Origin of the sequence: Ilumatobacter sp. (assembly GCF_030065885.1) — a bacterium.
Classification (GTDB): Bacteria; Actinomycetota; Acidimicrobiia; order Acidimicrobiales; family Ilumatobacteraceae; genus Ilumatobacter.
Genome location: NZ_JASJCS010000085.1, coordinates 1 through 24,246, shown reverse-complemented (window position 1 = coordinate 24,246; position 24,246 = coordinate 1). Strand labels below are relative to the sequence as shown.

General features: G+C 70.1%; 21 protein-coding genes and 1 pseudogene. 11 read left to right on the top strand and 11 right to left on the bottom strand.

Features of this window, described 5'->3' with window-relative positions; genetic code table 11:
* Window positions 1–271: pseudogene (locus QNJ12_RS16705) on the bottom strand (hypothetical protein); the annotation flags it as partial.
* A gap of 125 nt (window positions 272–396) precedes the next feature.
* On the opposite strand from QNJ12_RS16705, the gene QNJ12_RS16700 reads away from it, so the two are divergent.
* Complete coding sequence (locus tag QNJ12_RS16700; RefSeq protein WP_300624279.1) at window positions 397–1,131, top strand: CoA pyrophosphatase; 735 nt, start codon at window positions 397–399, stop codon at window positions 1,129–1,131.
* Between the two features lie 46 nt (window positions 1,132–1,177).
* Here the strand turns inward: QNJ12_RS16700 and QNJ12_RS16695 are convergent, their stop codons facing one another.
* From QNJ12_RS16695 to QNJ12_RS16670, 6 genes are read right to left on the bottom strand one after another with little or no spacing between them, the layout of a single operon-like run.
* Window positions 1,178–2,290: a mandelate racemase/muconate lactonizing enzyme family protein gene (locus tag QNJ12_RS16695; protein ID WP_300624277.1), complete on the bottom strand. Its 1,113-nt coding sequence runs from the start codon at window positions 2,288–2,290 to the stop codon at window positions 1,178–1,180.
* A complete protein-coding gene (locus tag QNJ12_RS16690) occupies window positions 2,287–3,489 on the bottom strand; it encodes a Coenzyme F420 hydrogenase/dehydrogenase, beta subunit C-terminal domain (protein ID WP_300624275.1) in 1,203 nt (400 codons plus the stop codon). The genes QNJ12_RS16695 and QNJ12_RS16690 overlap by 4 nt, the downstream gene beginning before the upstream one ends.
* A complete protein-coding gene (locus QNJ12_RS16685) occupies window positions 3,489–4,265 on the bottom strand; it encodes a hypothetical protein (protein WP_300624273.1) in 777 nt (258 codons plus the stop codon). The genes QNJ12_RS16690 and QNJ12_RS16685 overlap by 1 nt, the downstream gene beginning before the upstream one ends.
* On the bottom strand, window positions 4,262–4,999 hold the full coding sequence (locus QNJ12_RS16680; protein ID WP_300624271.1) for a hypothetical protein: 738 nt from the start codon (window positions 4,997–4,999) through the stop codon (window positions 4,262–4,264). The genes QNJ12_RS16685 and QNJ12_RS16680 overlap by 4 nt, the downstream gene beginning before the upstream one ends.
* 4 nt (window positions 5,000–5,003) lie before the next feature.
* The gene (locus QNJ12_RS16675) at window positions 5,004–5,801 is read right to left on the bottom strand and encodes a hypothetical protein (RefSeq protein ID WP_300624269.1); all 798 of its coding nucleotides are present in this window, start codon (window positions 5,799–5,801) and stop codon (window positions 5,004–5,006) included.
* Between the two features lie 20 nt (window positions 5,802–5,821).
* The gene (locus QNJ12_RS16670; RefSeq protein WP_300624267.1) at window positions 5,822–8,272 is read right to left on the bottom strand and encodes an FAD-dependent oxidoreductase; all 2,451 of its coding nucleotides are present in this window, start codon (window positions 8,270–8,272) and stop codon (window positions 5,822–5,824) included.
* A gap of 51 nt (window positions 8,273–8,323) precedes the next feature.
* On the opposite strand from QNJ12_RS16670, the gene QNJ12_RS16665 reads away from it, so the two are divergent.
* From QNJ12_RS16665 to QNJ12_RS16635, 7 genes are all read left to right on the top strand, one after another.
* Entirely contained in the window at window positions 8,324–9,517 is a 1,194-nt protein-coding gene (locus tag QNJ12_RS16665) for a Xaa-Pro peptidase family protein (protein WP_300624265.1), read from the top strand.
* Complete coding sequence (locus tag QNJ12_RS16660) at window positions 9,514–10,401, top strand: MurR/RpiR family transcriptional regulator (protein WP_300624263.1); 888 nt, start codon at window positions 9,514–9,516, stop codon at window positions 10,399–10,401. The genes QNJ12_RS16665 and QNJ12_RS16660 overlap by 4 nt, the downstream gene beginning before the upstream one ends.
* A 198-nt stretch (window positions 10,402–10,599) precedes the next feature.
* Window positions 10,600–11,712, top strand: coding sequence for a histidinol-phosphate transaminase (gene hisC, locus QNJ12_RS16655; RefSeq protein ID WP_300624261.1), 1,113 nt, complete (start codon window positions 10,600–10,602; stop codon window positions 11,710–11,712).
* A gap of 94 nt (window positions 11,713–11,806) precedes the next feature.
* Window positions 11,807–12,880, top strand: a complete 1,074-nt coding sequence (locus QNJ12_RS16650) for an aromatic ring-hydroxylating dioxygenase subunit alpha (RefSeq protein WP_300624260.1) — start codon at window positions 11,807–11,809, stop codon at window positions 12,878–12,880.
* Complete coding sequence (locus QNJ12_RS16645) at window positions 12,877–14,217, top strand: MmgE/PrpD family protein (protein ID WP_300624258.1); 1,341 nt, start codon at window positions 12,877–12,879, stop codon at window positions 14,215–14,217. The genes QNJ12_RS16650 and QNJ12_RS16645 overlap by 4 nt, the downstream gene beginning before the upstream one ends.
* 23 nt (window positions 14,218–14,240) lie before the next feature.
* A complete protein-coding gene (locus QNJ12_RS16640; RefSeq protein ID WP_367281804.1) occupies window positions 14,241–14,453 on the top strand; it encodes a YdeI/OmpD-associated family protein in 213 nt (70 codons plus the stop codon).
* Between the two features lie 126 nt (window positions 14,454–14,579).
* The gene (locus QNJ12_RS16635; RefSeq protein WP_300624254.1) at window positions 14,580–15,176 is read left to right on the top strand and encodes a hypothetical protein; all 597 of its coding nucleotides are present in this window, start codon (window positions 14,580–14,582) and stop codon (window positions 15,174–15,176) included.
* 196 nt (window positions 15,177–15,372) lie between these two features.
* On the opposite strand, the gene QNJ12_RS16630 is transcribed toward QNJ12_RS16635, so the two are convergent.
* Complete coding sequence (locus tag QNJ12_RS16630; protein WP_300624252.1) at window positions 15,373–15,990, bottom strand: Type 1 glutamine amidotransferase-like domain-containing protein; 618 nt, start codon at window positions 15,988–15,990, stop codon at window positions 15,373–15,375.
* 185 nt (window positions 15,991–16,175) lie between these two features.
* Between QNJ12_RS16630 and QNJ12_RS16625 the strand changes: the two genes are divergently transcribed.
* The 3 genes from QNJ12_RS16625 (at window position 16,176) to QNJ12_RS16615 (ending at window position 19,999) form a co-directional block, all read left to right on the top strand.
* Window positions 16,176–17,030: a 3-hydroxyacyl-CoA dehydrogenase family protein gene (locus QNJ12_RS16625; RefSeq protein WP_300624250.1), complete on the top strand. Its 855-nt coding sequence runs from the start codon at window positions 16,176–16,178 to the stop codon at window positions 17,028–17,030.
* Between the two features lie 47 nt (window positions 17,031–17,077).
* Entirely contained in the window at window positions 17,078–17,809 is a 732-nt protein-coding gene (aat, locus tag QNJ12_RS16620; RefSeq protein WP_300624248.1) for a leucyl/phenylalanyl-tRNA--protein transferase, read from the top strand.
* A 246-nt stretch (window positions 17,810–18,055) separates the two neighbouring features.
* On the top strand, window positions 18,056–19,999 hold the full coding sequence (locus QNJ12_RS16615) for a protein meaA (RefSeq protein WP_300624246.1): 1,944 nt from the start codon (window positions 18,056–18,058) through the stop codon (window positions 19,997–19,999).
* A 115-nt stretch (window positions 20,000–20,114) separates the two neighbouring features.
* Here QNJ12_RS16615 and QNJ12_RS16610 read toward each other — a convergent pair whose 3' ends face one another.
* The 3 genes from QNJ12_RS16610 to QNJ12_RS16600 form a co-directional block, all read right to left on the bottom strand.
* The gene (locus QNJ12_RS16610) at window positions 20,115–20,474 is read right to left on the bottom strand and encodes a DUF2200 domain-containing protein (RefSeq protein WP_300624244.1); all 360 of its coding nucleotides are present in this window, start codon (window positions 20,472–20,474) and stop codon (window positions 20,115–20,117) included.
* 81 nt (window positions 20,475–20,555) lie between these two features.
* Window positions 20,556–22,325: a DUF5671 domain-containing protein gene (locus QNJ12_RS16605; RefSeq protein ID WP_300624243.1), complete on the bottom strand. Its 1,770-nt coding sequence runs from the start codon at window positions 22,323–22,325 to the stop codon at window positions 20,556–20,558.
* A gap of 282 nt (window positions 22,326–22,607) precedes the next feature.
* Entirely contained in the window at window positions 22,608–23,915 is a 1,308-nt protein-coding gene (locus tag QNJ12_RS16600) for a ferrochelatase (protein WP_300624241.1), read from the bottom strand.
* Window positions 23,916–24,246: the final 331 nt, after the last annotated feature.

The following is a 24,246-nucleotide window of genomic DNA, read 5'->3' as shown; positions in this document are numbered from 1 at the left end:
GGGTCGACGTCTCCGTGGTCACGGCCCAGCGGTGGCCGACCGCGATGCACGCCCACGCCATCGCCGCGTCGAGGATCGCCAGCGTCACGCCCCCGTGGACGAGCGTCGGCGCGCCGCTGAACGCGTCGGGCAGCTCGAACTCGGCGGTGACGACCTGGCGATCGGTGTCGTGGAAGAACGGGATCCGCAGGCCGTGCTCGTTGCGAGGCTCGCAGACGAAGCAGTTCGTCTCGAACCCCCAGTCCTCGTTGTGCAGTCTGATCAGGCTCACGGTGATCGCCCGCCGGGTGTCGTCGGATCGTGGTGTCGTCGTGTCGTCGTGTCGTCGTGTCGCCGTCGCGAGCAGCGCGGCATGGCTCGCCGCCCCGGGCCCGTTGCTGCGACAGTGGACGCACGGTGAACTCCCCCGACGTCATCCCCTATTCCGACGAGCTCCGAGCGACGCTGCGCCGGCACCTCGACGCGCACCCTCGCGCCGTGTGCGACCTCGGCGATCGCAAGCACGCCGCCGTGGCGATCGTCATCGTCGACAGCCACGTCGAGCACCACGACGGCGACCCGCTGCTCGCCGACGACATCGACATGACCGACGTGCCGGGCGAGGTCGTTGGGCTCGACGGCCGGATGATCGGCGTCGCCGGCGGCGCTGCGTTCCTCCTGTGCCGGCGGCCGTCGCGGATGAACCGGCACGCGGGCCAGTGGGCACTCCCGGGTGGCCGCGTCGATCCGGGCGAGACCGCGCTCGATGCGGCGCTCCGCGAAGTCGACGAGGAGATCGGCCTCCGGCTCGACGGCGACGCCGTGGTCGGCTGGCTCGACGACTACCCGACCAGGTCGGGCTACGTGATCAGCCCGATCGTGCTGTGGGGTGGTGCCGACCCCGAGCTCCGTCCCTCGCCCGACGAGGTGTTGGCGCTGTACCGCGTCGGGCTCCACGCGCTGCGCGACGGCGAACCTCGGTTCGTCGACATCCCCGAGAGCGACCGCCCGGTCGTGCAGATCCCGCTCGGCAACGACTTGATCCACGCACCGACGGGCGCCGTGCTCTACCAGTTCCGCCAGGTTGCGATGGCCGGTCGCGCCGGCGAGCGGGTCGACCACCTGGAGCAGCCGGTCTTCGCCTGGCGGTGACCCGAACCGCTCGTCCGGCGCCGGCCCCCACTCCGCAGGCCTCGGCTCAGCCCGGGTGGCGGTAGTCGGCCACGGGGTCGCCCAGCGCCGGAACGTCCGGTGCCGCCCCCAGCCCCGGGAGCTCCGGGGCGACCGACCACCCGCCGCCGTTGCGGGCCCCGCCCTCGATCGGGTCGTTCGTCAGGTGCTCGACGCACATCCACGTCGCCCGCCGGAACGGCTCGGGTGTCGCGTGGGCGAGATGGACTGCGGCGGTCGCCTGCAGCGTCGTGCCGCCCGTGTCCTCGATGTTCATCTGGATCCCTGCCTCGATGCAGACGTCGCGGATCCGCCTCGCGACCGTGAGACCGCCGACGCGGCCGATCTTGAGCCCGACCACCTCGCAGGCGCCGGTCTCGACGATGCGGAGGATGTCGCCGAGCGACTGGAGCGACTCGTCGATCGCCAGCGGCTGGGTGACGTGGCGGCGGACGTGCAGGTGCTGCTCGAGGTGCTCGCAGGGTTGCTCGATCACGCGCTGCAGCTCGCTCGTGGCGTTGAGCGCAGCGATCGCCTCGGCCGGCAGCCAGGCCCGGTTGACGTCGAACGTGACGACTTCGTCGCGCGACATCTGCGCGTCGAGGAAGCGCATCCGCTCGATGTCGGCGTCGACGTCGGCGCCGACCTTGGCAGAGTGCATCGTGTAGCCGTCGGCGCGCGCGAGGTCGATCTCGCGCATCAGCTCGGCCGGGGTGCCGCTCGGGATCGACGAGTGCAGCCGCACGGATCCGCCGGTACGGCCACCCAGCAGATCGCAGAGCGGCAGCCCGGCCGATTGCGCGGCGAGGTCCCAGCAGGCCATGTCGATCGGCGACTTGACGTACGGGTGCCCGGGCAAGGCGAGATCCATCGCCCGGTACACCGCGTCGGTGGGGCGCGGGTCGAGCCCGAGCACGACGGGTGCGAGCTCCTCGACGCCCGCACGGATGCCCCGGGCGAACGCCGGCAGGTACGTCGAGCCCCACGGGCAGCCCTCACCCCAGCCGGCGAGTCCGGCGTCGGTCTCGAGCCGCACGATCGTCGAGTCGAGCCGCTCGAACGCCAGCCTGCCGCCCGACAGCGTGTACGGCCGGACGAGGGGCAGGTCGAGCGCCCACACGGTGATGCCGACGATCTTCACGACCGGGCCTCCTCGATCCGACGCGCGGCGCCGTCGCGTTCGGCCTGCCATCCATCGGCGGCGAGCCGAGCGCCGAGCGCGTCGAGCCGGAGGCCGTCGGCGGCGATCGGCGGCGCGCCGGCGTCGGCGAGGCCCTCGTACCGCGCGGCCAGCGCGACCTTCTTCCGCACCTGGTGGGGCTGCAGGTCGTCGAACTCGCGCGGCGTGATCGGCCCGCCGACGACGAGCCGGCCGGCCGCGACCGCGTCATCGACGAGCGCTTCGCCGGCGGCGGTGCGGACGACGATCGCGTTGAATCCCTGGTCCTCGCCGACCGGTGCACCGCCCGGCCACGCGTCGGCCGCGGCGACGTCGGCCGCTTCCCCGAGCGCATCCGGGCACAGCTTGCAGCGGGTCTCGACCGCCCACGTCGCCTCGTCCGCCCACATCTCGAGGTAGGTCACCTCGTGGGCAGCGCCACCGACGGTCTGGATGCGGGTGGGTCCGGGGTTGCCGTTGCCGCGATATCGCAGCGATGCGACCTCGTCCTCGGCGACGCCCAACCGGTCGAGCACGCCCAGCGTCTTGCTCAGGCGCGACTGGCCACCGCACACCAGCGCGAGGCGCGCGACACACCACCGATCGACACGCTCGTCGACGCGCGAGAACGAGTGGACCGCCGAGAGGTCGCACGGCTTGGCGATGATGGCGAACGCCTCCTGCCGATCGAGTGCGGCGCACAACCCCGCCAGTGGCGCCGTCGGACCGTAGCGCGACCCGGAGTTGGCGAGCACGTCGGCGGGCGTCTCGCTGATCACCCATCTCGACCGGACCGGGTGCTCGGGGTCGGCGCCGACGTGCAGCACGAAGGCGACCTGGCCGTCCGCGAGCAGGTGCGTGCCGAGCGCCGTGAGCACGCCGCCCGTCGCCGCCCGGAAGCGAACGTCGGGATCGCCCGCCCACGCGTACGACATCGAGCGGTACGACCCCCACACGTCATCGACGGGCTGCCCGGGTTCGGCCCGGGGTGACGCCACGATGCCCGGGCATGCCGTGACGAGCTGCACTTCCTCCTCGGAGCGGAAGCCGTCGAGGGGGACCGGCCGGAGCGACCCGGCGCCGGTCAGCTCCATCCGCACCCTCCCGCCGGTGACGGCTTCGCAGAGTCCACACCCGATGCAGAGGTCCGAGCCGACGATGTCGGCGATGGTCGTCGCCATCAGGCGGCCGCCCGGGTGAGTTCACCGACGGCGCCGGCGCGCAGCGTCAACCCTGCGGCCTGCGCCAGCGCCCAGAACAACGCACCGTCGGCGCCGAGCACCGGCCGACCGGCGCGCCGTTCGAGGTCGTCGATGATCGGCGTCGTCCGGCAGCCGGCACCGGTGACGACCACGGCCTCGGCGGTGTCGTCGACCTCGGCGCAGCGCTCGATCGCGGCCACGATGCGGTCGGGACCGGTGGCCCAGCCGAACTGATCGAGGTCGTCGATCGCGCTCGTGATCCCCTGGTCAGCCATCGTGCGGCAGTACACCACGTCGAACCCGCACGATGCGACGAAACCGCTCCAGGCGTCGCGCCAGTCGGGCGGGTAGTACGTGGGGCACAGCGCGACACGTTCGACGCCGAGCGCACGAAGCCCGTCGACGATCGCGGTCGCTGCCATGACGGCTCGGACGCCGGCCGCGTCGGCCATCGATGCGACCCGACCGCGAGCGCCGGCCTCGCCCGAGCCGCCCGCCCAGGCGAACGGCGTGCCCTCCATCGCCACCGCCGCGCAACCCGCTTCGCCGAGCATCGCGGCGGCACGTTCGCAGGCCGTGCGGGCGGCCGCGACCTCTGCCAGCGTGTAGCCGAAGTCGGGGAGGTCTGGGAAGCACTGCTGCGCCACGACCGGCTCGACGACCGACGACGCGAACTCGACCGGCGACGGCGAGACCCATCGCGGCGGCGTCACGAAGCCGACGGCGCGCGTCGCGGGCCGATGCCCGGCGCTCACGCCAGGATCCGATGCTGCCAGAGGTGGCGGTAGTGCGTCTCGACCACGTCGTACGCCTCCCAGACCCGCTCGGGCGCCTCGCTCAGGTCGACATCGACACGCGGCTGCGGTTCGAGACCACGCGAGTTCCGGAGGTTCTCGTGGAACGAGCCGCCGTCCCACCAGCTCACCTCGTCGCGCGGCCCGGGCTCCCACCGCAGGGCCTCGGCCATGAACGGGATCTCGACGGCGTGGCACCACGCCTCGACGAGCTCGGCCGGGCGTTCGAGCAGGTCGTCGCTGTCGATGACCGGCGGCGGCGCGCCGTGCTGGTCGGCGAGCCGATCGAAGAGCTCGCGTTGCTCGGCGAAGCCGGTCTCCTTGATGTGGAAGTCGGGCCACTTGCGATACATCGACATCAGCGTCTTGAGGGGATCCCGGATCAGGAAGCTGTGCCGGAAGTGCGCGAGGAAGTCGTCGGTCCAGAGCGTGTCGATGTAGAGCGGGAAGTCCTTGATGAAGACCGGTCCGCGCTCGGCAGCGGACGTCAGCGCCGCCCAGCACGACTCGTAGGTGAGCCCGGGTGTGCGCACGCTGTTGGCGGTCGCCCGCGGCCATAGCGGTTCCTCACCCTGGTACCAGACCTCGCCGAACGGCTCGTGGAAGCACTCCATGTCACCGCGCGTGCGCATCATCCACTCGAACGCCGTCGAGGTCGATCGCGGCACCGCCCACAGCGCCAAGATCTGCCGCATCGCGTCAGCCGCCCAACGTCGCCAGCAACGCGCCGTGGCCTGGGGCCGCCGGCAGGCCGAGGTGGTCGAGCATCGCCCAGTACAGGGCGAAGTCGGACGCGACGACCGGCGTGCCGGTCTGCCCCTCCACCGCGTCGACCACCTGAAGCATCCGGAACCCGGCGCCGGTCTGCACGACCGCATCGGCCTCGGGCGCGCGTTCGTGTGCGTCGGCCGCTGCCGCGATCATGAGGTGGTTCGGGTAGTCCCACAGCGTCTCGGCCTCGATCCGCAGCTTCTCGTGCTCGTCGGCCACGAGACCCTGATCGACCAGATCGCCTGCCCACAGGATCTCGAAGCCCGCGGCCTCGAGGTACCCATTGATGCCGGCCGACCAGTCGGTCCGGTAGTAGGCGTTGGCCACGGTGATCGTCCTGGCGCCGAGCGCCCGCAGCGCCTCGACGAGGCAGTGGCCCGCCATGAAGAAGCGGGCGCCGGCCTTGTCGGAGATGTCGAGGCAGATCCGCTCGATGTCGGACGGCGACGTGCCGTTGCAGTGCACCCAGTTGCTGCCGACCTGGCCGATGACCTGGCAGTGCGAGCGCCCGAGACAGATCGCCGACTCCTCGAGCAGCCCGAAGTTGTCGGCGCGTTGCCCGAGCTCGTACTCGTAGTCGGCGATGTGGTTGACGCGCTGCAGGACGCCGGTGCCGGCGGGTGCGACCTGGAGGAACTGCTGGGGGCTGTCGTCGAAGTACTGCGGCGTCGTGACGAAGCCGGCGTACGAGTGGTAGCGGCGGTGAACCTGCTGCACCTGCGTCATCGGCCTCGCCCTCCCTCGGGTCACATCCTGAGCCGTGAGCTCGTCGGATCGTAGATCGGTTCGCCGAGCACCCGTGCCGGACGGAAGTCGCCGATGACGCGCACCTCGAGCTCGGTGCCGGGCTCGGTGTACTCGGGCGCGAGGTACGCGAACGCGAGGCCCTGCTGCGCGCTGAAGCCGTAGGCACCCGTCGTCACCATGCCGATCGGCCGCCCGTCGGCGTAGACGGCATCGCTGCCGTGGACCTCGGCCATGTCGGTGTCGACAGCGAGGTAGGTGAGCTGCCAGCGATACGGGTGCTCGCCCGACTCGGCGGCGGCACGGCGCGCGAGCAGCGCCTCGCGACCGACGAAGTCGCCCTTGTCGACCTTCACGAACGGGTGCAACCCGGCCTCGTCGGGTCCGACGTCGTGCGTGAGGTCGCGGCTGATCATGTAGCGCTTCTCCATCCGCAGCGAGTCGAGCGCGTGGTTGCCGACGTTGGCGACGCCGAGGTCCTGGCCGGCCTCCCAGAGCGCGTCGTACACGACGCCCAGGTCGGCGGTCGGCACGTGCAGCTCCCACCCGAGCTCACCGACGAAGCCGACCCGCAGCGCACGCACGTCGACGCCGGCCACGGAGATCGTCCGCGCCCGGAGCCAGCGGAACGCGTCGTTGGACAGATCGGCGTCGGTGCAGCGCGCCAGCAGGTCGCGGGCGAGCGGGCCGGCCAGTGCGATCACGCCGAGATCGTCGGAGACCACGCGCAACTCGGCGTCTGCGCCCGCCGGCCAGTGGGTCTGGAAGTACTCACGGTCCTTGATCTCACCGACCGCCGCCGAGACGAGATAGAGGTGGTCGTCGGCGAGCCGTGTCACGGTCATCTCGCCCTCGATCCGACCGCTCGGCGTGAGCAGGTACGACAACCCGATCCGGCCCGTGGCGGGGACCTTGTTGGTCATCAGGCCGTCGAGCACGGCGGCCGCGTCGGGTCCGACGAGATCGAACTTGGCGAAGGCGGTCGAGTCGAGGATGCCGACCCGCTCGCGCACGGCGCGGCACTCCTCGCGCACGGGCTCGAACCAGTCGGTGCGGCGGAACGCCACGACGTCCTCCTGCGGCAGGCCGGCCACGGTCGGGTACCACTTCGGCCGCTCCCACCCGTAGACCTGGGTGAACACGGCGCCGCGCTCGCGGAACCGCTCGATCAGCGGCGTCGTGCGGTAGGGCCGCGCGGCAGGGTGCTCGAGCCCGGGGACGGGCGTCTGGTGGCGGTACTCGTAGTCCTCGCAGCCCTTGACGCGGCCGTACCGCAGCTCGTCGCCGGCCCGGACGAAGCCGAATCGGCGGGCGTCGTAGGCCCGGACGCTGACGTCGGTCTCGCCGTGCACCATCCAGCGGGCGAGCTCGCGCCCGAGGCCCGGTCCGTCGGCGATGCCGACCTGCACCCCGACGAACTGCCAGAAGTTCGGCACACCGGACGGCCCCAGCAAGGGCTCACCGTCGGGGGTATGGGCGATCGCGCCGCGGATGACCTGCTTGATGCCGAGCGGTTCGAGGATCGGGACGCGCTCGAACGCCCGGGCCAGCCAGGCGCCGATCCGGTCGAAGTCGGCCGGGAACAGCGGGTTCTCGAGACCCCAGTCCGGCCCGTCGTGCCAGGCCGCTTCGGCGTCGGACTGCTCGTAGATGCCGATCAGGCCCGCCTGCTGCTCTTGCCGGACGTAGCCCGACAGGTAGTCGTCGCGCACGACGGGCAGCTCGCGGTCGAGGTCGGCGAACTCGGGCACCGCGTCGGTGATCAGGTAGCTGTGGAGCGCATTGGCCATCGGCACCGACAGCCCCACCATCTGCGCGACCTGATGGGCGTAGCACCCGGCCGCGTTGACGACGTGCTCCGCGTGCACGGTGCCCCGCTCGGTGACGACGTCGAACGAGCCGTCGGGCCGACGGTCGATCTCGACGACGCGGTTGCGGCGGCTGACGGCGGCACCCCTCGCCCGCGCCGCGGCGACCATCGCGTTGGTGGCGCCGGTGGGGTCGACGTGGCCGTCGTTCGGCGTCCACACGGCCCCCACGATCTGGTCGACGTCGTAGAACGGGTGACGCTCGGCGATGAAGGCCTTGTCGACCCACTCCATCTCGTTGCCGACGTACTCGGCCACGCCGAGCTGGCCGCGCAGCCAGTCGACCTCGACCGGCTCGTACGCGACCCGGAAGCTCCCCGACGGGTGCCACGTGGTGGCCACCCCGGTCTCGCCCTCCAGCGACGCGTACAGCTCGCAGGCGTACTTGCGGAAGTGCGCCAGCGTGTAGCTCGACACCGAGTGCGTGACCTGACCGGCGGCGTGCCACGTCGACCCCGACGTGAGCTCGGCCTTCTCGACCAGCAGCGTGTCGGTCCACCCTTCGTGGGCGAGGTGGTACAGGAGGCTGGCGCCGGTGATGCCGCCGCCGACGATCACGACCCGCGCCGATTGAGGGACTGCCATACGGCGGACGACCGTACCATCTGTGAGGCGCTCTGGTACATTTGCACCACCATGGCCGTGCTGTCCCAGTCGCCCCAGCCGTCCCTGCCACGACCCGACGTCGACCTCGACGCACTGCGGGCGTACCGGCTGGCGCGGTTGACGGCGCAGATGCGGCGGCACGCCGTCGACCTCGCCGTGCTCACCAACCCGGTGAGCCTGCGCTACACCGCCGATTGGCGCGAGTACCTCCCCTACCAGTCGCACATCCCGACCTACACGCTGTTCGTGACCGCCGACGGCGCGCTGACGATGTACGGCGCGTACGCGACCGACCACGACGTCATCGACGCGTTCGGGCCGACGCACGGCCTCAACGGCTTCGACGGCGGGCTCGACCAGCGCGGTCGGGTCACCCGGTTCGTCGACGACGTCGTGTCCGCAGCCGGTCGACGCGCCCGGGTCGCGCTCGAGCCGGTCAATCCGTCGGCGTCGCTCGCGCTGGCCGAGGCGGGGTTCGACGTCGTCGATGCCGAGCCGTTTGTCGAGCGCGCCAAGTACGTCAAGTCGGCCGAGGAGATCACGTGCATCCGCCACTCGGTCGCCGTCGCCGAGCTCGCGCTCGGCGAGCTCCGCGCCCAGCCGCCCGGCGTCAGCGAGAACGAGCTGCTCGCCCTGCTGCACCAGATCAACATCGCCCACGACGGCGACTGGATCGACGGTCGCATGCTGTGCAGCGGCCCGCGAACGAACCCGTGGTACCAGCAGTCGTCCGAGCGCATCGTCGAAGCGGGCGACCTCGTCGCCGTCGACACCGACATGGTCGGACCGTTCGGGTACTCCGCGGACATCTCGCGCACATGGGTCGCCGGGAACGCGGCGCCCACCGCCGGCCAGCGCGACCGCTACCGGCGCGCCCGCGACGAGCTCGCGCACAACGCTCAGTTGATCGAACCGGGACGGACGTTCCGCGAGCTCTCCGAGAAGTCGTTCCGGCAGGCCGACGAGTTCGTCGCCCACCGGTACACGTGCCTCGCGCACGGGATCGGCATGACCGACGAGTACCCGCGCATCGTCTACCCCCAGGACTGGGGGCGAGAGGGTTACGACGGCGAGCTCGTCGCCGGCGCCGTCCTCACCGTGGAGAGCTTCGTCGGTTCCGATCGCGGTGGCCCCGGTGTGAAGCTCGAGGACATGTACCTCGTCACGCCGACCGGAGCGGAGCGCCTGTCGACGTTCCCGTTCGAGGAGGCGCTCCTGGCATGACCCTCGTCGAGCCGACTCCGTCCGAGCCCACCGAGATCCTGGGTGCGTTGTCGTCGGTGCTCGACGACCTCTCACCCCAGGTGCGTCAGGCCGCCGTCTACGTCCTCGACAACCCCGGCGAGATCGCCGTCACCTCGATGCGTGGCATCGCCGACGCCGCAGGCGTGAAACCGAACACGCTCGTCCGCATGGCGAGGGCCGTGGGCTTCGACGGCTACGACGACCTCCGTACCCCGTTCCGGCAGAACGCCGCCGAGGGCACGCTGTCGTTCCCCGACCGCGCCCGCTTCCTGCAGACGATCAGCCAGGGCGGCAGCCACGGCTCGCTGCTCGCCGACATGGCCGGTGCCGCGTTCGCCAACGTCGAGTCGTTGTTCGCGAGCGCCGACGCCGACGAGCTGAGGGCCGCGGCCGACCTGATCGACGAGGCTCGCCGGGCCAACGTGCTCGGCGTCGGCACCGCCCGAACGCTCGCGGAGAACTTCGCCTACGTGGCGTCGATGGCGGTCGACAACGTGACCGCCATCCCGGTGATCGGGCTCGCGATCGACGACGTGGCTCGCATGGACGGGCGCGATGTCCTCGTCGCCATGACGTTCAGCCCGTACCGCTCGGAGGTGGTGGAAGCGGTTCGGCTCGCGGTCGAGCGCTCGGTGCCGGTGATCGTCGTGACCGACAGCCATGCATCGCCGATCGTGCCACTCTCGACCCACGCGTTCGTCGTGCCCAACGACTCGCCGCTCCCCTTCTCGTCCAACATCGCCGCCACCGCCCTGCTCGAGACGCTCCTGGCGTTCGTCGTCGCCGAGTCGCACGACGACGTCGCGACCGCGATCGAGGCCTTCCACGACAACCGCCGCCAGGCGAACATCTACCAAGACTGACCAGCACGACCGATCGGCCAGCACGACAGGATCAGGAGGATCCGATGCACCTCGCCCACCTCGGACTCGAGAACCCCGAGTACCGCCCATGACCGGGCTCCGCCTTGCTTCGCCGCTCACCCACTTCGGCAGGGTGACGATGCCCGGCCGGCTCGGCTCCGCTTCGCCGCTCACCCACGCTGACACCAGGAGGATCTGATGCACCTCGCCCACCCCGGACTCAAGAACCCGGAGTACTACGTTCCTGGGCTGCCGGTCGACCACGTCGCGCAGCGGTACGGGATCTCGCCGGCCGAGATCTCGAAGCTCGGCTCGGCCGAGAACCCGTACGGCGCTTCGCCGAAGGCGAAGGCGGCGGTCGCCGAGGCGATCGAGTCGATGCACCTGTACGCCTCGTGGACCGCCGAGCCGCTGCGCCAGAAGATCGCCGACACGTACGGCTACGAGCCGAACCAGGTCATCTGCGGCTCGGGCGAGACCGAGGTGATCGCACTGATCATCCGTGCGTTCTGCGAACCCGGCGAGGAGATCCTGATGCCGGGTCCGTGCTTCCCGATCTACCACCTCTTCGCCGAGGCCGAGGGGCGGGTGCCGGTGCTCGCCCATCAGGCGACGGACCGCGGAACGATGGCGATGGACGTCGACGCCTACATCGACGCGATCACGCCGGCGACGCGGATCGTCTTCGTCACCAACCCGCACAGCCCCTCGGGCACGTGGATGAGCGAGGCCGACGTCCGCCGCATCGTCGAGGCGGCCCCGCACGCGCTCGTCGTGCTCGACGAGGCGTACGTCCACTACTCCGGCGGCCCCGGCTACATCCACCTCGCACACGACTACCCGCACCTGATCGTGCTGCGCACGTTCTCGAAGGCGTTCGGGCTCGCCGGGCTGCGGCTCGGCTTCGGCATCGCCGCACCGTCGATCGTCGATGCGCTGCTGGCGGTGAAACCGACCTGGAACATCGGTCAGCTCCAGCTCGCCGGTGGGATCGCGGCGCTCGACGACGACGAGCACGTCGAGCGCACCGTGGCGACGATCATCGACAGTCGCGGCTACGTGCAGGATCGGTTCGAGGCACTCGACCGGTTCCGCATGGTGCCCGGCAGCGCGTCGAACTTCTTCCTCGTCGAGATCCTCGACCCCGACATCGGCTCGACACAGGTCTTCGAGGGCCTGCTCGAGCGCGGTGTCATCGTCAAGGACGGTTCGGTGTCGTTCCGTGGGCTCGACCAGCGCTTCCTGCGCTGCGACGTCAACCTCCGCGAGCACATGGACCGCCTCGTCGCCGCGCTCGCCGACCTTCCATGATCGCAATGATGACGACGACCCGCCACCTCGATTCGCGTGAGGATGTTGCGCACATACGCCGCAACAACCTCACGCGTTCACCGGGGGAGCTGCCATGACCGACACCTCGACGCGGGCGATCGACGGTCGGTACTACACCGACCCCGACGTGTTCGAGCGCGAGCTCGACGGCATCTTCGCGACCACGTGGCAGATGGTCGGTCACGTCTCGCAGCTCGCGAACGCCGGCGACCTGATCACTGCGACGATCGGCCGCGAGCGCGTGCTCGTGACGAACGACGGCGAGCGGATCCACGGCTTCTACAACGTCTGCCAGCACCGCGGCCACGAGCTCGTGGCGGACGGCACGACGCACCTCCCACTGATCCTCTGCCCGTACCACGCCTGGACCTACGACCTCGCCGGCAACCTCACCCGCGCCCGGCGGATCGCTGCCGACGAGCTCGGCGGCATCTGCGTCCCGCGGGTGAACGTCGACGAGCTGGCCGGCTTCGTGTTCCTGAACCTCGACCTCGACGCCATGCCGCTCGCCGAGTACGCACCGGGCATCGAGGACCGGTTGCTCGAGCTCGCACCCGACGCCCGCGAGCGGCGCCTGACGGCGCGCCTCACCCACACGTTCGAGGCGAACTGGAAGATCGCGATCGAGAACTACAACGAGTGCTACCACTGCCCCAACGTGCACCAGGCGTTCACGAGCGGCGTCGTCGACCCGACGACGTTCGTGATCACGCCGAGCGGCCACAACGTGGTCCACAGCGCGAAGGCCGTCACCGCCGAGGATGCGACGTACGAGCTCGCCGGCGAGAGCGCCGACTACGGCTCGTTCTTCACGTGGCCGGTCAGCTCGATCCAGTGCTATCCCGGTCGCGTGCTCAACACGTTCCGGTGGGTGCCGCTCGCCGTCGATCGGACGCTGCTGATCAGGGAGTGGTGGTTCGACACCGACGAGCCGACCGTCGCCCAGCAAGAGGTGATCGACCTCGACTGGAACACGACCGTCGCCGAGGACTTCGGGCTGATGGAGTCGGTGCACCGCAACATGTCGAGTCGGGGCTACCGGCCCGGGCCGCTGATGGTCGACCCGAGCGGCACCGCCGACGTCCAGCACGAGAACGCCGTGCCGCACCTGCAGCACCTGGCGCTGCGCGCGCTCGGCGAGCCGTGACCCCCTCGCGCCGGCTCGCCGACTTCCTGGCGGGGCTCGACGGACGGGTCGATGACCGGCTCACCGGCACAGCGATCGACTGCCTGGTCGACACCCTCGGCGCCATCGTGTACGGGTCGCGCCTGCCGTGGTCGCAGTCGGTGATCGCCCATGCAGCGGCGACGGGTGCGGACGGGCCCTGCGAGATCGTCGGTGGAACCCGCACCGCGCCGGCGATGGCCGCGCTCGCCAACGGAGCGTCGGCGCACGGGTTCGAGCTCGACGACGTGCACGAGGAAGCGATCAGCCATCCGGGTGCCGTGGTCGTTCCTGCAGCGCTCGCACTCGGCCAGGAGCTCGACGCGTCCGGCGGCGAGCTGCTCGAGGCGATCGTGATCGGGTACGAGGCGATGGGCCGCGCCGGGATCGCGGTCGGACCCGCCTCGCACATGCTGGGCGGCTTCCACCCCACGTCGATGTCGGGCGTCTTCGGCGCCGCCGCCGCTGCAGGGCGCCTGCTCGGCTTCGACGGCGAGGCGATGAACCACGCGTTCGGGATCGCGGCGTCGCTCGCCTCCGGCACGATGGAGTTCGCGGCGTCGGGCGGGATGGCCAAGCGGCTCCACGCCGGACGCGCCGCGGAGGGCGGGCTCACCGCGGCGCTGCTCGCCGATCGTAGCTTCGAGGGGTCCAGCGACGGGCTGGCGGGCGAGTACGGGTTCTGCCGCGTGTTCACCGACGACCCACACGTCGATCGACTGACCGATCGCTTGGGCGAGCGCTGGATGATCGACGAGATCACCGTCAAGCCATACCCGTCGTGCAGCGACATCCATCCGATGGTGCAGGCAGCCGAGGAGCTGCGCGCCGAGCACGCTCTGACCCCGGATCGCATCGCCCACATCGACGCCGAGGGCCCGACCAAGGCCGCCACGCAGAACAGCATGGACGGCACCGCGTCGGTGATGGCCGCGCAGTACTCGGCCGAGTTCAACATCGCGGCCGCGATCCTGACCGACCCCGCCGACCCGGCGACGTTCGACGCCGGCCGGATCACCGACGACGCGATCGCGTCACTCCAGGCCAAGGTGCGCAGCATCCGCCCGCATCCGGATTTCGACGCGACCTACGCTTGGAAGATGGGTGGCCGGGTGCGGATCACGCTCACCGACGGCACCGTGCTCGAGCGGACCGTGCACGGGCAGCGGGGTTCGATGCACGCACCGCTGACCCGCGGCGACATCGACGCGAAGTTCCGACTGCTCACGAAGGACCGCTGGGGCGCCGACGCGATCGAACGGATCCGTTCCGTGCGCACGCTCACCGCACGGACCCTGCTCCCGGAGAGTGCGACGTGATGGCGCGCCGAGCACGTCAGCCGATGCCGCCCGACGTGCTCGCGGAGCTCGAGGCACGTGACCTCGTCGAGGACTACCGGGCGCGGCCGGCGTACCAGCAGAACGACTACCTCGGGTGGATCGAGCGCGCGAAGCGCCCTGAGACCCGCCGCAAGCGACTCGACCAGATGCTCGACGAGCTCGAGGCCGGCGGCGTCTACATGAAGATGGACCACCCGCCGAGCGCCAAGCACTGAGCCCGCCGATGTGACCGAGTTCGCTTGAGCGGACCGCCGCCCGGGCGTTCAATTGACTCGAGGGTGCGAGTGCGCGCCCTCCCGTACCCCGCCCCCCCGGGTGCGGACCAGAGAAAGGAGAGCGCGATGAAGCGACTCTCTCGCATCATCGGTGCCACGGCGCTCGTGATGATGGCGACCGCCGGCCCCGCCATGGCGGCTGGCAACCAACCCCTCCGCACGCTCCACATCGACGAGAGCGTGCTCGCGCTGGACAATGGGCGCATCTTCCCGACACCGGAAGAGCCGCTCGACTGCCCGGCGTGGGCCGAATGGGTGTTCTTCAGCAACGGCACGGGACAGATGCACCACCTCGGCCACTTCGAGATGGCCCTGACGCAGTGCTCGCACTTCCCGATGGGCCCGCCCGTCGGCTACAGCGAGGGCACGACCACCTTCACCGCCGCCAACGGCGACATGCTGGTCCTGGCGCACATCCTGCCCTGGGAGATCATCTTCAGTGACCTCATCGAGGACGAATGGGACGGCTTCGAGGGTGAGGGCACCTGGGTCGTCGACCACGGAACCGGGCGCTTCGCGAACGCCTCGGGCGAGGGCACGATCCTGATGCAAGGGGACATCCCCAGTGACGACACCCCCTTGTTCGACCTCCCGCCGGGTTCCACGCTGTGGACGTTCACCGGTGACGTCGAGTATCGGCCATCGGATCGGTCCACGAAGTGACATCACGTCCGCTCGACGCCGACAACGCGCCGGGGCATGGCTTCCGGCGAGATCGGCGAGCGTCGTCGTAGGTGGGCGAGCGTCGAAGCGGCGGCGTCACGGCGCCGCTGCGGCGGCAGTGAGCTCGGAGAGGTGGCAGGCCGCGTGGGCTCGTAGCCGGATCCGATTGGTCGGTCCGGTGAAGCCCGAATGAACGTCAGGTCGGGAGGTCGCCGTGGACGGCTGCGTCGCCGACGACCTCCCAGCCGTCGCCGGTGCGGACCAGCGCGCTACCGGTCGGCAGGTCGACAACGGTGGTGTCGGCGAGGTGGTGCGTCCGCTCGATCTGATCGGTCGGCCAGGTCTCTGCGTCGGTGATGACCGCGAGGCCGTCGACCAGCCCGAGACCGATCGTGAAGCCGCCGCCCCTGCTGTCGGTCATCGGGTCGCACAACGCGGCGGCGCTGGCGCCCGCCGCGACGAGCACGCCGCCACGTTCGAGCACACCGGTCAGGGCGTCGAAGAGCGGCGTGTCCTTCAGGACGCTGCGGAGGTGGCTCGAGGAGTCACCGGCGAGGAATACCGCCGGCGCACCAGCCACCGTCGCTGCGGCGGCTTCGTCGGCGTCGGACCGCACGAGCACCATCAGTGCGTCGACCTGGATGCCGAGGCGCTCACCCCATGCAGTCGCGGCCTCGATCATGCGGGCCGGCTGCTCGTAGGCGTCGGCGGTCGGCAGCACGACGATCCGGTCGATGCCGCTCATCACCCGCTGGTCGAGGTCGTCGTTGGCCACGAACGGACCACCACCCTGCAACACGAGAGTCCCGGTCATGTGGGCGATCGTACGCCGCCACCCGCCCCACACGGAACTGCCCACCTGCGATCGAACGCGTGAGCTTCTTGCGCACTATGTCCGCAAGAAGCTCACGCGTTGATCGGGCTCGGGCGGGCCGGGCCGACGAGGTCCGGGACCATCGGCACTTGCCCGAGTTACCCGCAGGTAACTACCGTCGAGTCATGGCAGAGATCCTCCAGGTGGGCATTCTCGGGTCGGGCATCATGGGGTCGGGCCTCGCCGAGGTGGCGGCCAGCGCCGGCCACGACGTCGTCGTCCGGTCACGGACGCTCGAGGGGGCCAACGCCGTGCGCGACAAGATCGCGTCCGGCCTCGAACGCAAGGTCGCGAAGGGCAAGATCGAGGCCGGCGAGTGCCAGGCGACGATGTCGCGCATCCGGGTCACCGACCACCTCGGCCAGCTCGCCGATTGCGATCTCGTGATCGAGAGCGTCGTCGAGGACCTCGAGGTCAAGCGGTTCCTCTTCGCCGAGCTCGAGCAGATCGTCAAGCCCGAAGGCATCCTCGCGACCAACACCTCGACGCTGCCCATCATCGACCTCGCGATGGCCACGCAGCGGCCCGAGCAGGTGTGCGGCATCCACTTCTTCAACCCCGCGCCGGCGATGTCGCTCGTCGAGATCGTGCGCCCGATCACCGCCAGCGACGAGACGATCGCCGCCGCGACCTCGTTCGCCGAGCACTGCGGCAAGGACCCGGTGCTCGTCGAGGACCGCGCCGGTTTCGTCGTGAACGCGCTGCTGTTCCCCTACCTGAACAACGCGGTCCGGCTCGTCGAGAGCGGCACGGCCAGCATGGAGGACGTCGACACCGCGATGAAGGGCGGCTGCGGCTTCCCGATGGGGCCGTTCCAGCTCCTCGACCTGGTCGGTCTCGACACGACGGTCGCGATCCTCGACGCGCTCTACGAGGAGTTCCGTGACCCGCACTACGCGGCGGTGCCGACGATGCGCCGGATGGTCGCCGCCGGCCGACTCGGTCGCAAGAGCGGCTCGGGTTTCTACGACTACGGCTGATCGGACGATCGTGAGCGCACCGCCGGGCCGCGTGGCAGGATGTCACCATGAGCGAGCGGGCGGGAGCCGAGCGGTTCGATCATCTCCCCGCCACGCCGCTCATCACGCCGATCGAACCGCCGCCGAGCCGCTGGACCATGCCGACGGTCGGGCCGATCGATGACAGCGACATCGTGGCACTCGGTGCCGACCTCGAACCCGGGACGCTGCTCACCGCCTATCGAACCGGCCTGTTCCCCATGCCGTTCGACCGGCGACGTATCGCCTGGTTCTCGCCCGACCCGCGCGGGGTGCTGCCCCTCGACGGTCTCCGGGTCAGCCGATCGCTGCGACGCAGCGTGCGCCGATACGGCGTGCGGATGGACACCCGGTTCCGCGAGGTCATGTCCGCATGTGCGGCACCCGACCGCAGCGGCGGCTGGATCAACCGAGCGTTCATCGACGCCTACACGCGGTTGCACGAGCTCGGCTGGGCGCACTCGATCGAGATCTACGCACGCAGCGACGGCACCGGTGGCGACCTCGATGGCAGCGATGCCGACGGCGAACTGGTCGGCGGGCTCTACGGGGTCAGGATCGGTGGGTTCTTCGCCGGCGAGTCGATGTTCCACCGTGCGACCGATGCCTCGAAGGTGGCGCTCGTGCACGTCGTCGACTGGCTCCACCAGACCGACGGCCGACTCCTCGACGTGCAGTGGACGACCCCGCACCTCGCATCGCTGGGCGCCGTCGACATCAGCCGCCACGAGTACCTGCGACGGCTCGCCGACGCGCTGTGAGCGCTGCATGCGTGACCGTCGCGAGCCTGCGGTGCGACGTCCTGTCCCGCAAGCGGCCGAAAAATACCCGGTGCCGGTGGGCCGCCACCCACCGGCACCGAATTCTTGCCCGACCGCTTGTCCCAGTTGCCGGATCGGAGGTTCCCGCCACGAGACTCGTGGGCCGGCAGTTCGATCGGACGTTTTGTGTATCGGTCCTGGTCGCGGCGACCTTGAGAGCACCGCGACGATTTCCTGGAGAATGACATGAGCGAGCCCCGTGACCGCCCCTGGATGATGCGGACCTACTCCGGTCACTCGACCGCGCAGGCGTCGAACGAGCTGTACCGGACGAACCTCGCGAAGGGCCAGACCGGCCTGTCGATCGCATTCGACCTGCCAACCCAGACCGGCTACGACCCCGACTCGGAGCTGGCGACCGGCGAGGTCGGCAAGGTCGGCGTTCCGGTCGCGCACCTCGGTCACATGCGCACGCTGCTCGACGGCATCCCGCCCGGCCAGATGAACACGTCGATGACCATCAACGCGCCGGCGTCGTGGCTGCTGGCGCTCTACGTCGCCAACGCCGACGAGCAGGGCGTGGCCTCGACCGACTTGCGCGGAACCACACAGAACGACATCGTCAAGGAGTACCTGTCGCGCGGGACGTACATCTTCCCGCCCGGCCCCTCGCGGCGGCTGATCGTCGACATGGTCGCCTGGTGCGCTGAGAACGCACCGGCATGGAACCCGATGAACGTCTGCTCGTACCACCTGCAGGAGGCGGGCGCGACCCCGGTGCAGGAGATCGCCTACTCGCTGGCGACGGCGATCGACGTGCTCGATGCGGTGCGCGCCTCGGGCCAGGTCGACGAGGCCCGTTTCGGCCAGGTGTTCGGCTCGATCTCGTTCTTCGTCAACGCCGGCATCCGGTTCGTCGAGGAGATCTGCAAGCTCCGCGCGATGACCGAGATGTGGGACCGGATCGGGCTCGAGCGGTACGGCGTCGAGGACGCGAAGGCTCGCCGGTTCCGCTACGGGGTGCAGGTCAACTCGCTCGGGCTGACCGAGGCGCAGCCCGAGAACAACGTGCAGCGGATCGTGCTCGAGATGCTCGGCGTCACGATGTCGAAGCGGGCGCGTGCCCGCTCGATCCAGCTGCCGGCATGGAACGAGGCGCTCGGCTTGCCCACCCCGTGGGATCAGCAGTGGTCGCTGCGCATGCAGCAGGTGCTTGCGCACGAGACCGATCTGCTCGAGTACGGCGACCTGTTCGACGGATCGCACGTCGTCGAGGCGAAGACGGCCGAGCTGCGCGACGCCGCGCAAGCCGAGCTCGACGACGTGCTGGCCCTCGGCGGCGCGTTCGCCGCGGTCGAGACGCTGAAGTCGCGGCTGGTCACCTCGATGGCCGAGCGGACCCGCCGAATCGAGGCCGGCGAGCAGACGGTGGTCGGCGTCAACGACTTCACCGAGACCGCTGCGTCGCCCTTGGGCGGCGAGGGCGCGATCCTGACGGTCGACCCGGCGGTGGGCCCCGAGATGGTCGCCGATGTCGAGGCGTGGCGGTCGGCTCGGGATCAGGCGGCCGTCGATGCTGCGCTCGACGAACTGCGCCGGGTCGCGGCAACTGACGAGAACGTGATGCCCGCGACCATCGAGCTGGCTCGTGCGGGCGGGACGACCGGCGAGTGGGGCGCCGTGATGCGAGAGGCGTTCGGTGAGTACCGGGCGCCGACCGGCGTCGGCGGCGCGAGCGGCGGCGCCATCGACGGTCTCGCCGCACTGGCGGCGCGCATGCAGTCGCGGCCGGGTGGCCCGGTTCGACTACTCGTCGCCAAGCCGGGCCTCGACGGCCATTCGAACGGCGCCGAGCAGATCGCGGTGGCGGCGCGCGACGCCGGCATGGAGGTCATCTACTCCGGCATCCGGCTGACGATCGACCAGATCGTGGCGTCGGCCCGCGACGAGGACCCCGACGTGATCGGTGTCTCGATCCTGTCGGGCTCGCACCTCGAGCTGTTGCCCGACCTGGTGGGCAAGCTGCGGGCCGAGGGCATCGAGTGTCCCGTCGTCGTCGGCGGCATCATCCCCGAGGACGACCAACCGAAGCTCATCGAGGCCGGTGTCGCCGCGGTCTATACACCGAAGGACTACGAGCTCGCCGAGATCATGTCCGACATCGCCGACCTCGCGGACGCGTCGTCGTAGACGGATTCGCCGACCGTCTGCACCGCACCGCGCACCGGGACCCCCAGCGCGTCGGAAGGCGCTGCCGTCTCGGGGGGGGTCGAGCGCTCGATGCGGGACCGGACGATCTCAGCGATCACGCTGCTCGGAGGATCTTCTCCATCTCTTTGCCCCGTGCAAGCTCGTCGACGAGCTTGTCGAGATAGCGGATCTCCTGCATCGTCGGTTCCTCGATCTCCTCGACACGCACCCCACAGACGACGCCGGTGATGAGCCGACGGTCGGGGTTGAGCTCGGGGGCCTCGCCGAAGAAGGTCTCGACGTCGATCTCGGCCTTCAGCCTGCTGTTGAGCTGGCGCTGTGAGTAGCCGGTCAGCCAACGGATGATCTTGTCGACATCACGCTTGGCCCGACCCTTCTTCTCAGCCTTCTGCACGTAGAACGGGTAGACACTCGCGAAGCTCTGGGTGTAGATCCGCGGCTTGGCGTCGCTCATGTTCGGAGTCCCTTCGAGCGGCTCGGCCCGAACCCTAGTCCCCGTCCGTGACGACTCCGACGCCCTCGTACGGGTCGCTCCTCACGCGACGTAGGGGATCACGTCGGCACCCGTCGGGCCCACGACGACCGCGACCTCGTGGCCGGCATCCTCCAGAATGCGGGTGACGAGTTCGTCGATGTCGATGTCGGGCATCGGGATGTCGTCCTCGCGCACCCACGTCTCGACGACCGCTCCGGTTGCGGCCGCGAGTGCCTCGGCGAGCTCACCGCCGCGCGGAGCGATCAGGACGACGTGGGTCTCGGGTGGCGGCAGCGGCGCCGGTGGCAGCAGCGGCGCGGGGGCGGGGGCGTGCTGCTCGGCGATGGCTCGGTCCGATCGGAACACGCCGAGGTGGTACCAGGCGACACCGGTGACGGTCGCGAGGAGTGCCAGCCCGACCCGGGCGGAGTCGAGTGTCTCGCCGCCGAACGTGCCGTCGAGCAGATCCTCGATGCCGACGAACAGCACCACGATCAGGCTGATCAGCGCGGTCAGGCCGCCGGCGCCGAACAGCACGACGAGATACAGCCGGCGGGTCGGCGAGCCGATCTCGGCGATCGGGTCGACGTCGAGGTGCTGGCCGATCCGCGACCAGTACGTCCACCACAACGGCAGCCCGATCGCACCGAGGATGACGGCCAGGATCAGGCGATTCGCCACGTCGGATGGGTCGCCGGTGATTCGGGCGGCGATCGACTCGAACAGCGCGACGAGCGCGAGCGCGGCACCCACGACCGTGGCGACGAGACCGGACGCCGCCATCAGATAGTCGTACGACCTGAGGGGTTCGGACCGGTCGACGGCGCCGCCCGTCTGCAGGACGATGCGGTGGTACGACCAGGTGGCCATCCCGGCCACCAGGAACCCGGCGGCCACCGAGACGTGCTCGAAGTGTTCGCTGGGCAGGTCCATCTCCCGGTCGCCGAGGTACCAGACGGCGGTCCAGTAGGCGATCGTGGCGCCGGACGAGATCGAAGCGACGAGGCCGCCCAGCGTGCCGATCGGCAACACGTACACGTGCCAGAACGACGTCCGCTCGGCCCTCAGGTAGTACCCCAGCCAATGCCATGCCCACACGACCGCCCCGACCCCGGTCGCGATGAGCCAGATCGCGAGTCCTGGCGACTCGTGGCCGGCCGGCAGGCGTTCGACGACCGAGGCGTAGATCTCGTCGCCGACGACGTAGGCGACACCGCCGAGACCGATCAGCATCGTGACCAGGCCGGTCAAGCTCCCGACCGCCAGGTGCAGATCGCCGGGGAGACCATGGGCGGGTCGCAGCCAGAACCAGTGCATCGCCCACACCGCGGCCCACACGACCACCGGTGCGATGCTCCGCCACTCGTACTCGTCGGCGCCGAACACCCCTGCGAGGAAGTTGTGGGCCGTCACGGTGGCCACGATCAGCGACGAGGCGAGCGCGGTGTTGAGATAGGCGGCCCACGCCAAGGAGGTGCGCTCGCCGTCATCGTCGCGCAGGCGGCCGCGAGCGAACCGCACGAGGAACGCGTACGCAGGTCCGGCCACGAGCGTGAACGCGAGTCCGAGGGCGAGCTCCGTGCGCTCCTCATCGGACCAGCTGGAGGTCAGGAGCGTGCGGCCGATCATCGTGGTGCCGATCGCACCGAGGATCAGCGTCGCGAGCATGAGTCCGTAGACGAAGAGGCGGCGGACCGACGTGGCGCGATCGACGTCTGCCCCCTCACCTGCTTCGCGGCGGTACCCCAAGAAGCGGACGATCGCCCACGCGATCACCCCGAAGATCGCCAGCTGCATCAGCATGCCCAGAATCCCAGCCAGCACCTCCATGGTGCCTCCTCGGTCGAGTGCCACGTGCGTCTCTACTCCAATGGTCGCGCCGGTCACCGGGTACGTCCATGTACCTTCGGCCCTCCTACTCATCTCGCCGGCACCCCACGATCCTCGCCCGCTGGTCGGGCTGGAGCAGGGGGCATCGCCATCTCGGTCGGCGGCCTGCTGCCCCGACGTGCCTGCTCACGGCCCACCCGACGTGGACGAACTCGTCGGACCGTGCGAGGGTCCGGTCGGTGTCGAACCGGACTCGCGCTCGACGTCTGACGACGCACTACCTCACGACTGCCCGAGCACCGTCTCGACGCCGCGCTGCGCGATGAACGTCAGGCCGGCTCGGAACTCGTCGCGTCCGACATCGAGGTCGGCGTACCCGTCGGCGCAGTAGTAGACGTGCATGCCCGATGGCCGCTCGACGACCACGACGCCCTCGTCGGGCGTCACCGGCCGGCCGACTGCCGGCGTGGCGACGTCGTACATCGTGTGCATCGCCGGGGTGGGGAACGCCGAGGGGACCACCAGAACGTGCTCGATGCCATCCGCTTCGAACGCCGACAACGACTCCTCGATCGACGGCTCGTCGTAGTTCATGCGCCCGGTGCGCGTCGTCCAGTGCAGTTCGGCGGCGATCTCGTCATGGAACTCGTCCTCGGTTGGTCCGAGGTTCGAGAAGATCTCGCCCTCCTTCCACCCGGCCGACGGATCGGCGGGCACGTACGGCGTGCCGTGGGCGGCGAGGACCACACCGATGAGTTCGTCGCTGGCATCGTCAGGGACCGATGCCCGGAGCTCGGTCGCCATGTTGACCACCGCGTTCTTCACGTGGGCTCGCATCTCGGGCACCTCGTAGAACGGCGGCGTGACGACGACGTCGAGCCCACCGACGAGTGCGGCGACCTCTTCGATCTGATCCTCGACCTCCTGGGTGTGGGTCGAGGTAGCGAGCAGCAGCGGAACCACGGCAACAGCGTCGTAGTCACCGGCTTGGGCGATGTCCCACATCACATCCGGGATGCGCGGCACGGCATCGAGGAAGGCGAGATGGGTGACGACATCGGCGCCGTCGAACGCCACATCGACAGCAGCGACATGCTCGGCGATCCGATCGTTGTGCGGGCTGTAGTCGCCGAACGACTCATAGATCTCGATCACCTCGTCGTGGAACGCCTCCCACGTGAAGAACGGCGGGACGTCGCCGGCAGGCGAGATCTCCATCTCGTGTTCGACGCCGTTGTTGTTCACATCGGGGAACATGTACGTCATCGCCATCGCGATCTCGTCGTAGGCGGCCGCCCACTCCGTGTGCTGCATCTCGACCGGTGCACCCAGGCTCGCGCCGTGGGGACCGAACTCGCTGCCGTCGGGGAAGCTGATGGGAACGTCACCATCCGCGACATGGACCGGCTCGCCGTGCCCGACGAAGACGAGCGCCACGCGGGTCTCGTCAGCAGGCGGCGTCGTGGCGTCCGCCTCGGAGGCAGCAGGTTCGGCCGGGAGCGTCGTTGCGTCGGCGGCCGTTGTGACGCCGGTCGAGTCGTCGCTCCCGCTTCCACAGCCGGCAGTCAGAGTCAGTGCGATCGTCGTCATCACGGCCATCCGGCGACAGACCGCACCACGTACTGGAGCGCGCATGGTTCCTCCCTCTCATCGGGATCCACCCCCACCGCGTACGCCACTGCTGTGCCGCCCGCTAGGGGCCAACGGCCGATCTTGAGGCGACGACGATCCGACGCCGGCCGGCCACAGGCCATGCTCCGTCCACGGGCTGCGCCGGTGCCGGCGCTCATCAGGAGCGCGCGCAGCTCGACGGTGACGCCCCGATCGACGGGCCCACGAGACGCGGGCCGGCGAACGACGAGTCCACTCGCCTGCCGGCTGCGGGCCACCCGTGCTCAGCGTCGTCTGGCGGACGGTGACG

Bases quoted from the DNA above. Each gene is read 5' to 3' on its own strand.
- QNJ12_RS16690 (WP_300624275.1), bottom strand. From the start codon at position 3,489: ATGGCGACGACCATCGCCGACATCGTCGGCTCGGACCTCTGCATCGGG.
- QNJ12_RS16680 (WP_300624271.1), bottom strand. From the start codon at position 4,999: ATGCGGCAGATCTTGGCGCTGTGGGCGGTGCCGCGATCGACCTCGACG.
- QNJ12_RS16675 (WP_300624269.1), bottom strand. From the start codon at position 5,801: ATGACGCAGGTGCAGCAGGTTCACCGCCGCTACCACTCGTACGCCGGC.
- QNJ12_RS16670 (WP_300624267.1), bottom strand. From the start codon at position 8,272: ATGGCAGTCCCTCAATCGGCGCGGGTCGTGATCGTCGGCGGCGGCATC.
- QNJ12_RS16665 (WP_300624265.1), top strand. From the start codon at position 8,324: ATGGCCGTGCTGTCCCAGTCGCCCCAGCCGTCCCTGCCACGACCCGAC.
- QNJ12_RS16660 (WP_300624263.1), top strand. From the start codon at position 9,514: ATGACCCTCGTCGAGCCGACTCCGTCCGAGCCCACCGAGATCCTGGGT.
- hisC (WP_300624261.1), top strand. From the start codon at position 10,600: ATGCACCTCGCCCACCCCGGACTCAAGAACCCGGAGTACTACGTTCCT.
- QNJ12_RS16650 (WP_300624260.1), top strand. From the start codon at position 11,807: ATGACCGACACCTCGACGCGGGCGATCGACGGTCGGTACTACACCGAC.
- QNJ12_RS16640 (WP_367281804.1), top strand. From the start codon at position 14,241: ATGCCGCCCGACGTGCTCGCGGAGCTCGAGGCACGTGACCTCGTCGAG.
- QNJ12_RS16635 (WP_300624254.1), top strand. From the start codon at position 14,580: ATGAAGCGACTCTCTCGCATCATCGGTGCCACGGCGCTCGTGATGATG.
- QNJ12_RS16630 (WP_300624252.1), bottom strand. From the start codon at position 15,990: ATGACCGGGACTCTCGTGTTGCAGGGTGGTGGTCCGTTCGTGGCCAAC.
- QNJ12_RS16625 (WP_300624250.1), top strand. From the start codon at position 16,176: ATGGCAGAGATCCTCCAGGTGGGCATTCTCGGGTCGGGCATCATGGGG.
- aat (WP_300624248.1), top strand. From the start codon at position 17,078: ATGAGCGAGCGGGCGGGAGCCGAGCGGTTCGATCATCTCCCCGCCACG.
- QNJ12_RS16615 (WP_300624246.1), top strand. From the start codon at position 18,056: ATGAGCGAGCCCCGTGACCGCCCCTGGATGATGCGGACCTACTCCGGT.
- QNJ12_RS16610 (WP_300624244.1), bottom strand. From the start codon at position 20,474: ATGAGCGACGCCAAGCCGCGGATCTACACCCAGAGCTTCGCGAGTGTC.
- QNJ12_RS16605 (WP_300624243.1), bottom strand. From the start codon at position 22,325: ATGGAGGTGCTGGCTGGGATTCTGGGCATGCTGATGCAGCTGGCGATC.
- QNJ12_RS16600 (WP_300624241.1), bottom strand. From the start codon at position 23,915: ATGACGACGATCGCACTGACTCTGACTGCCGGCTGTGGAAGCGGGAGC.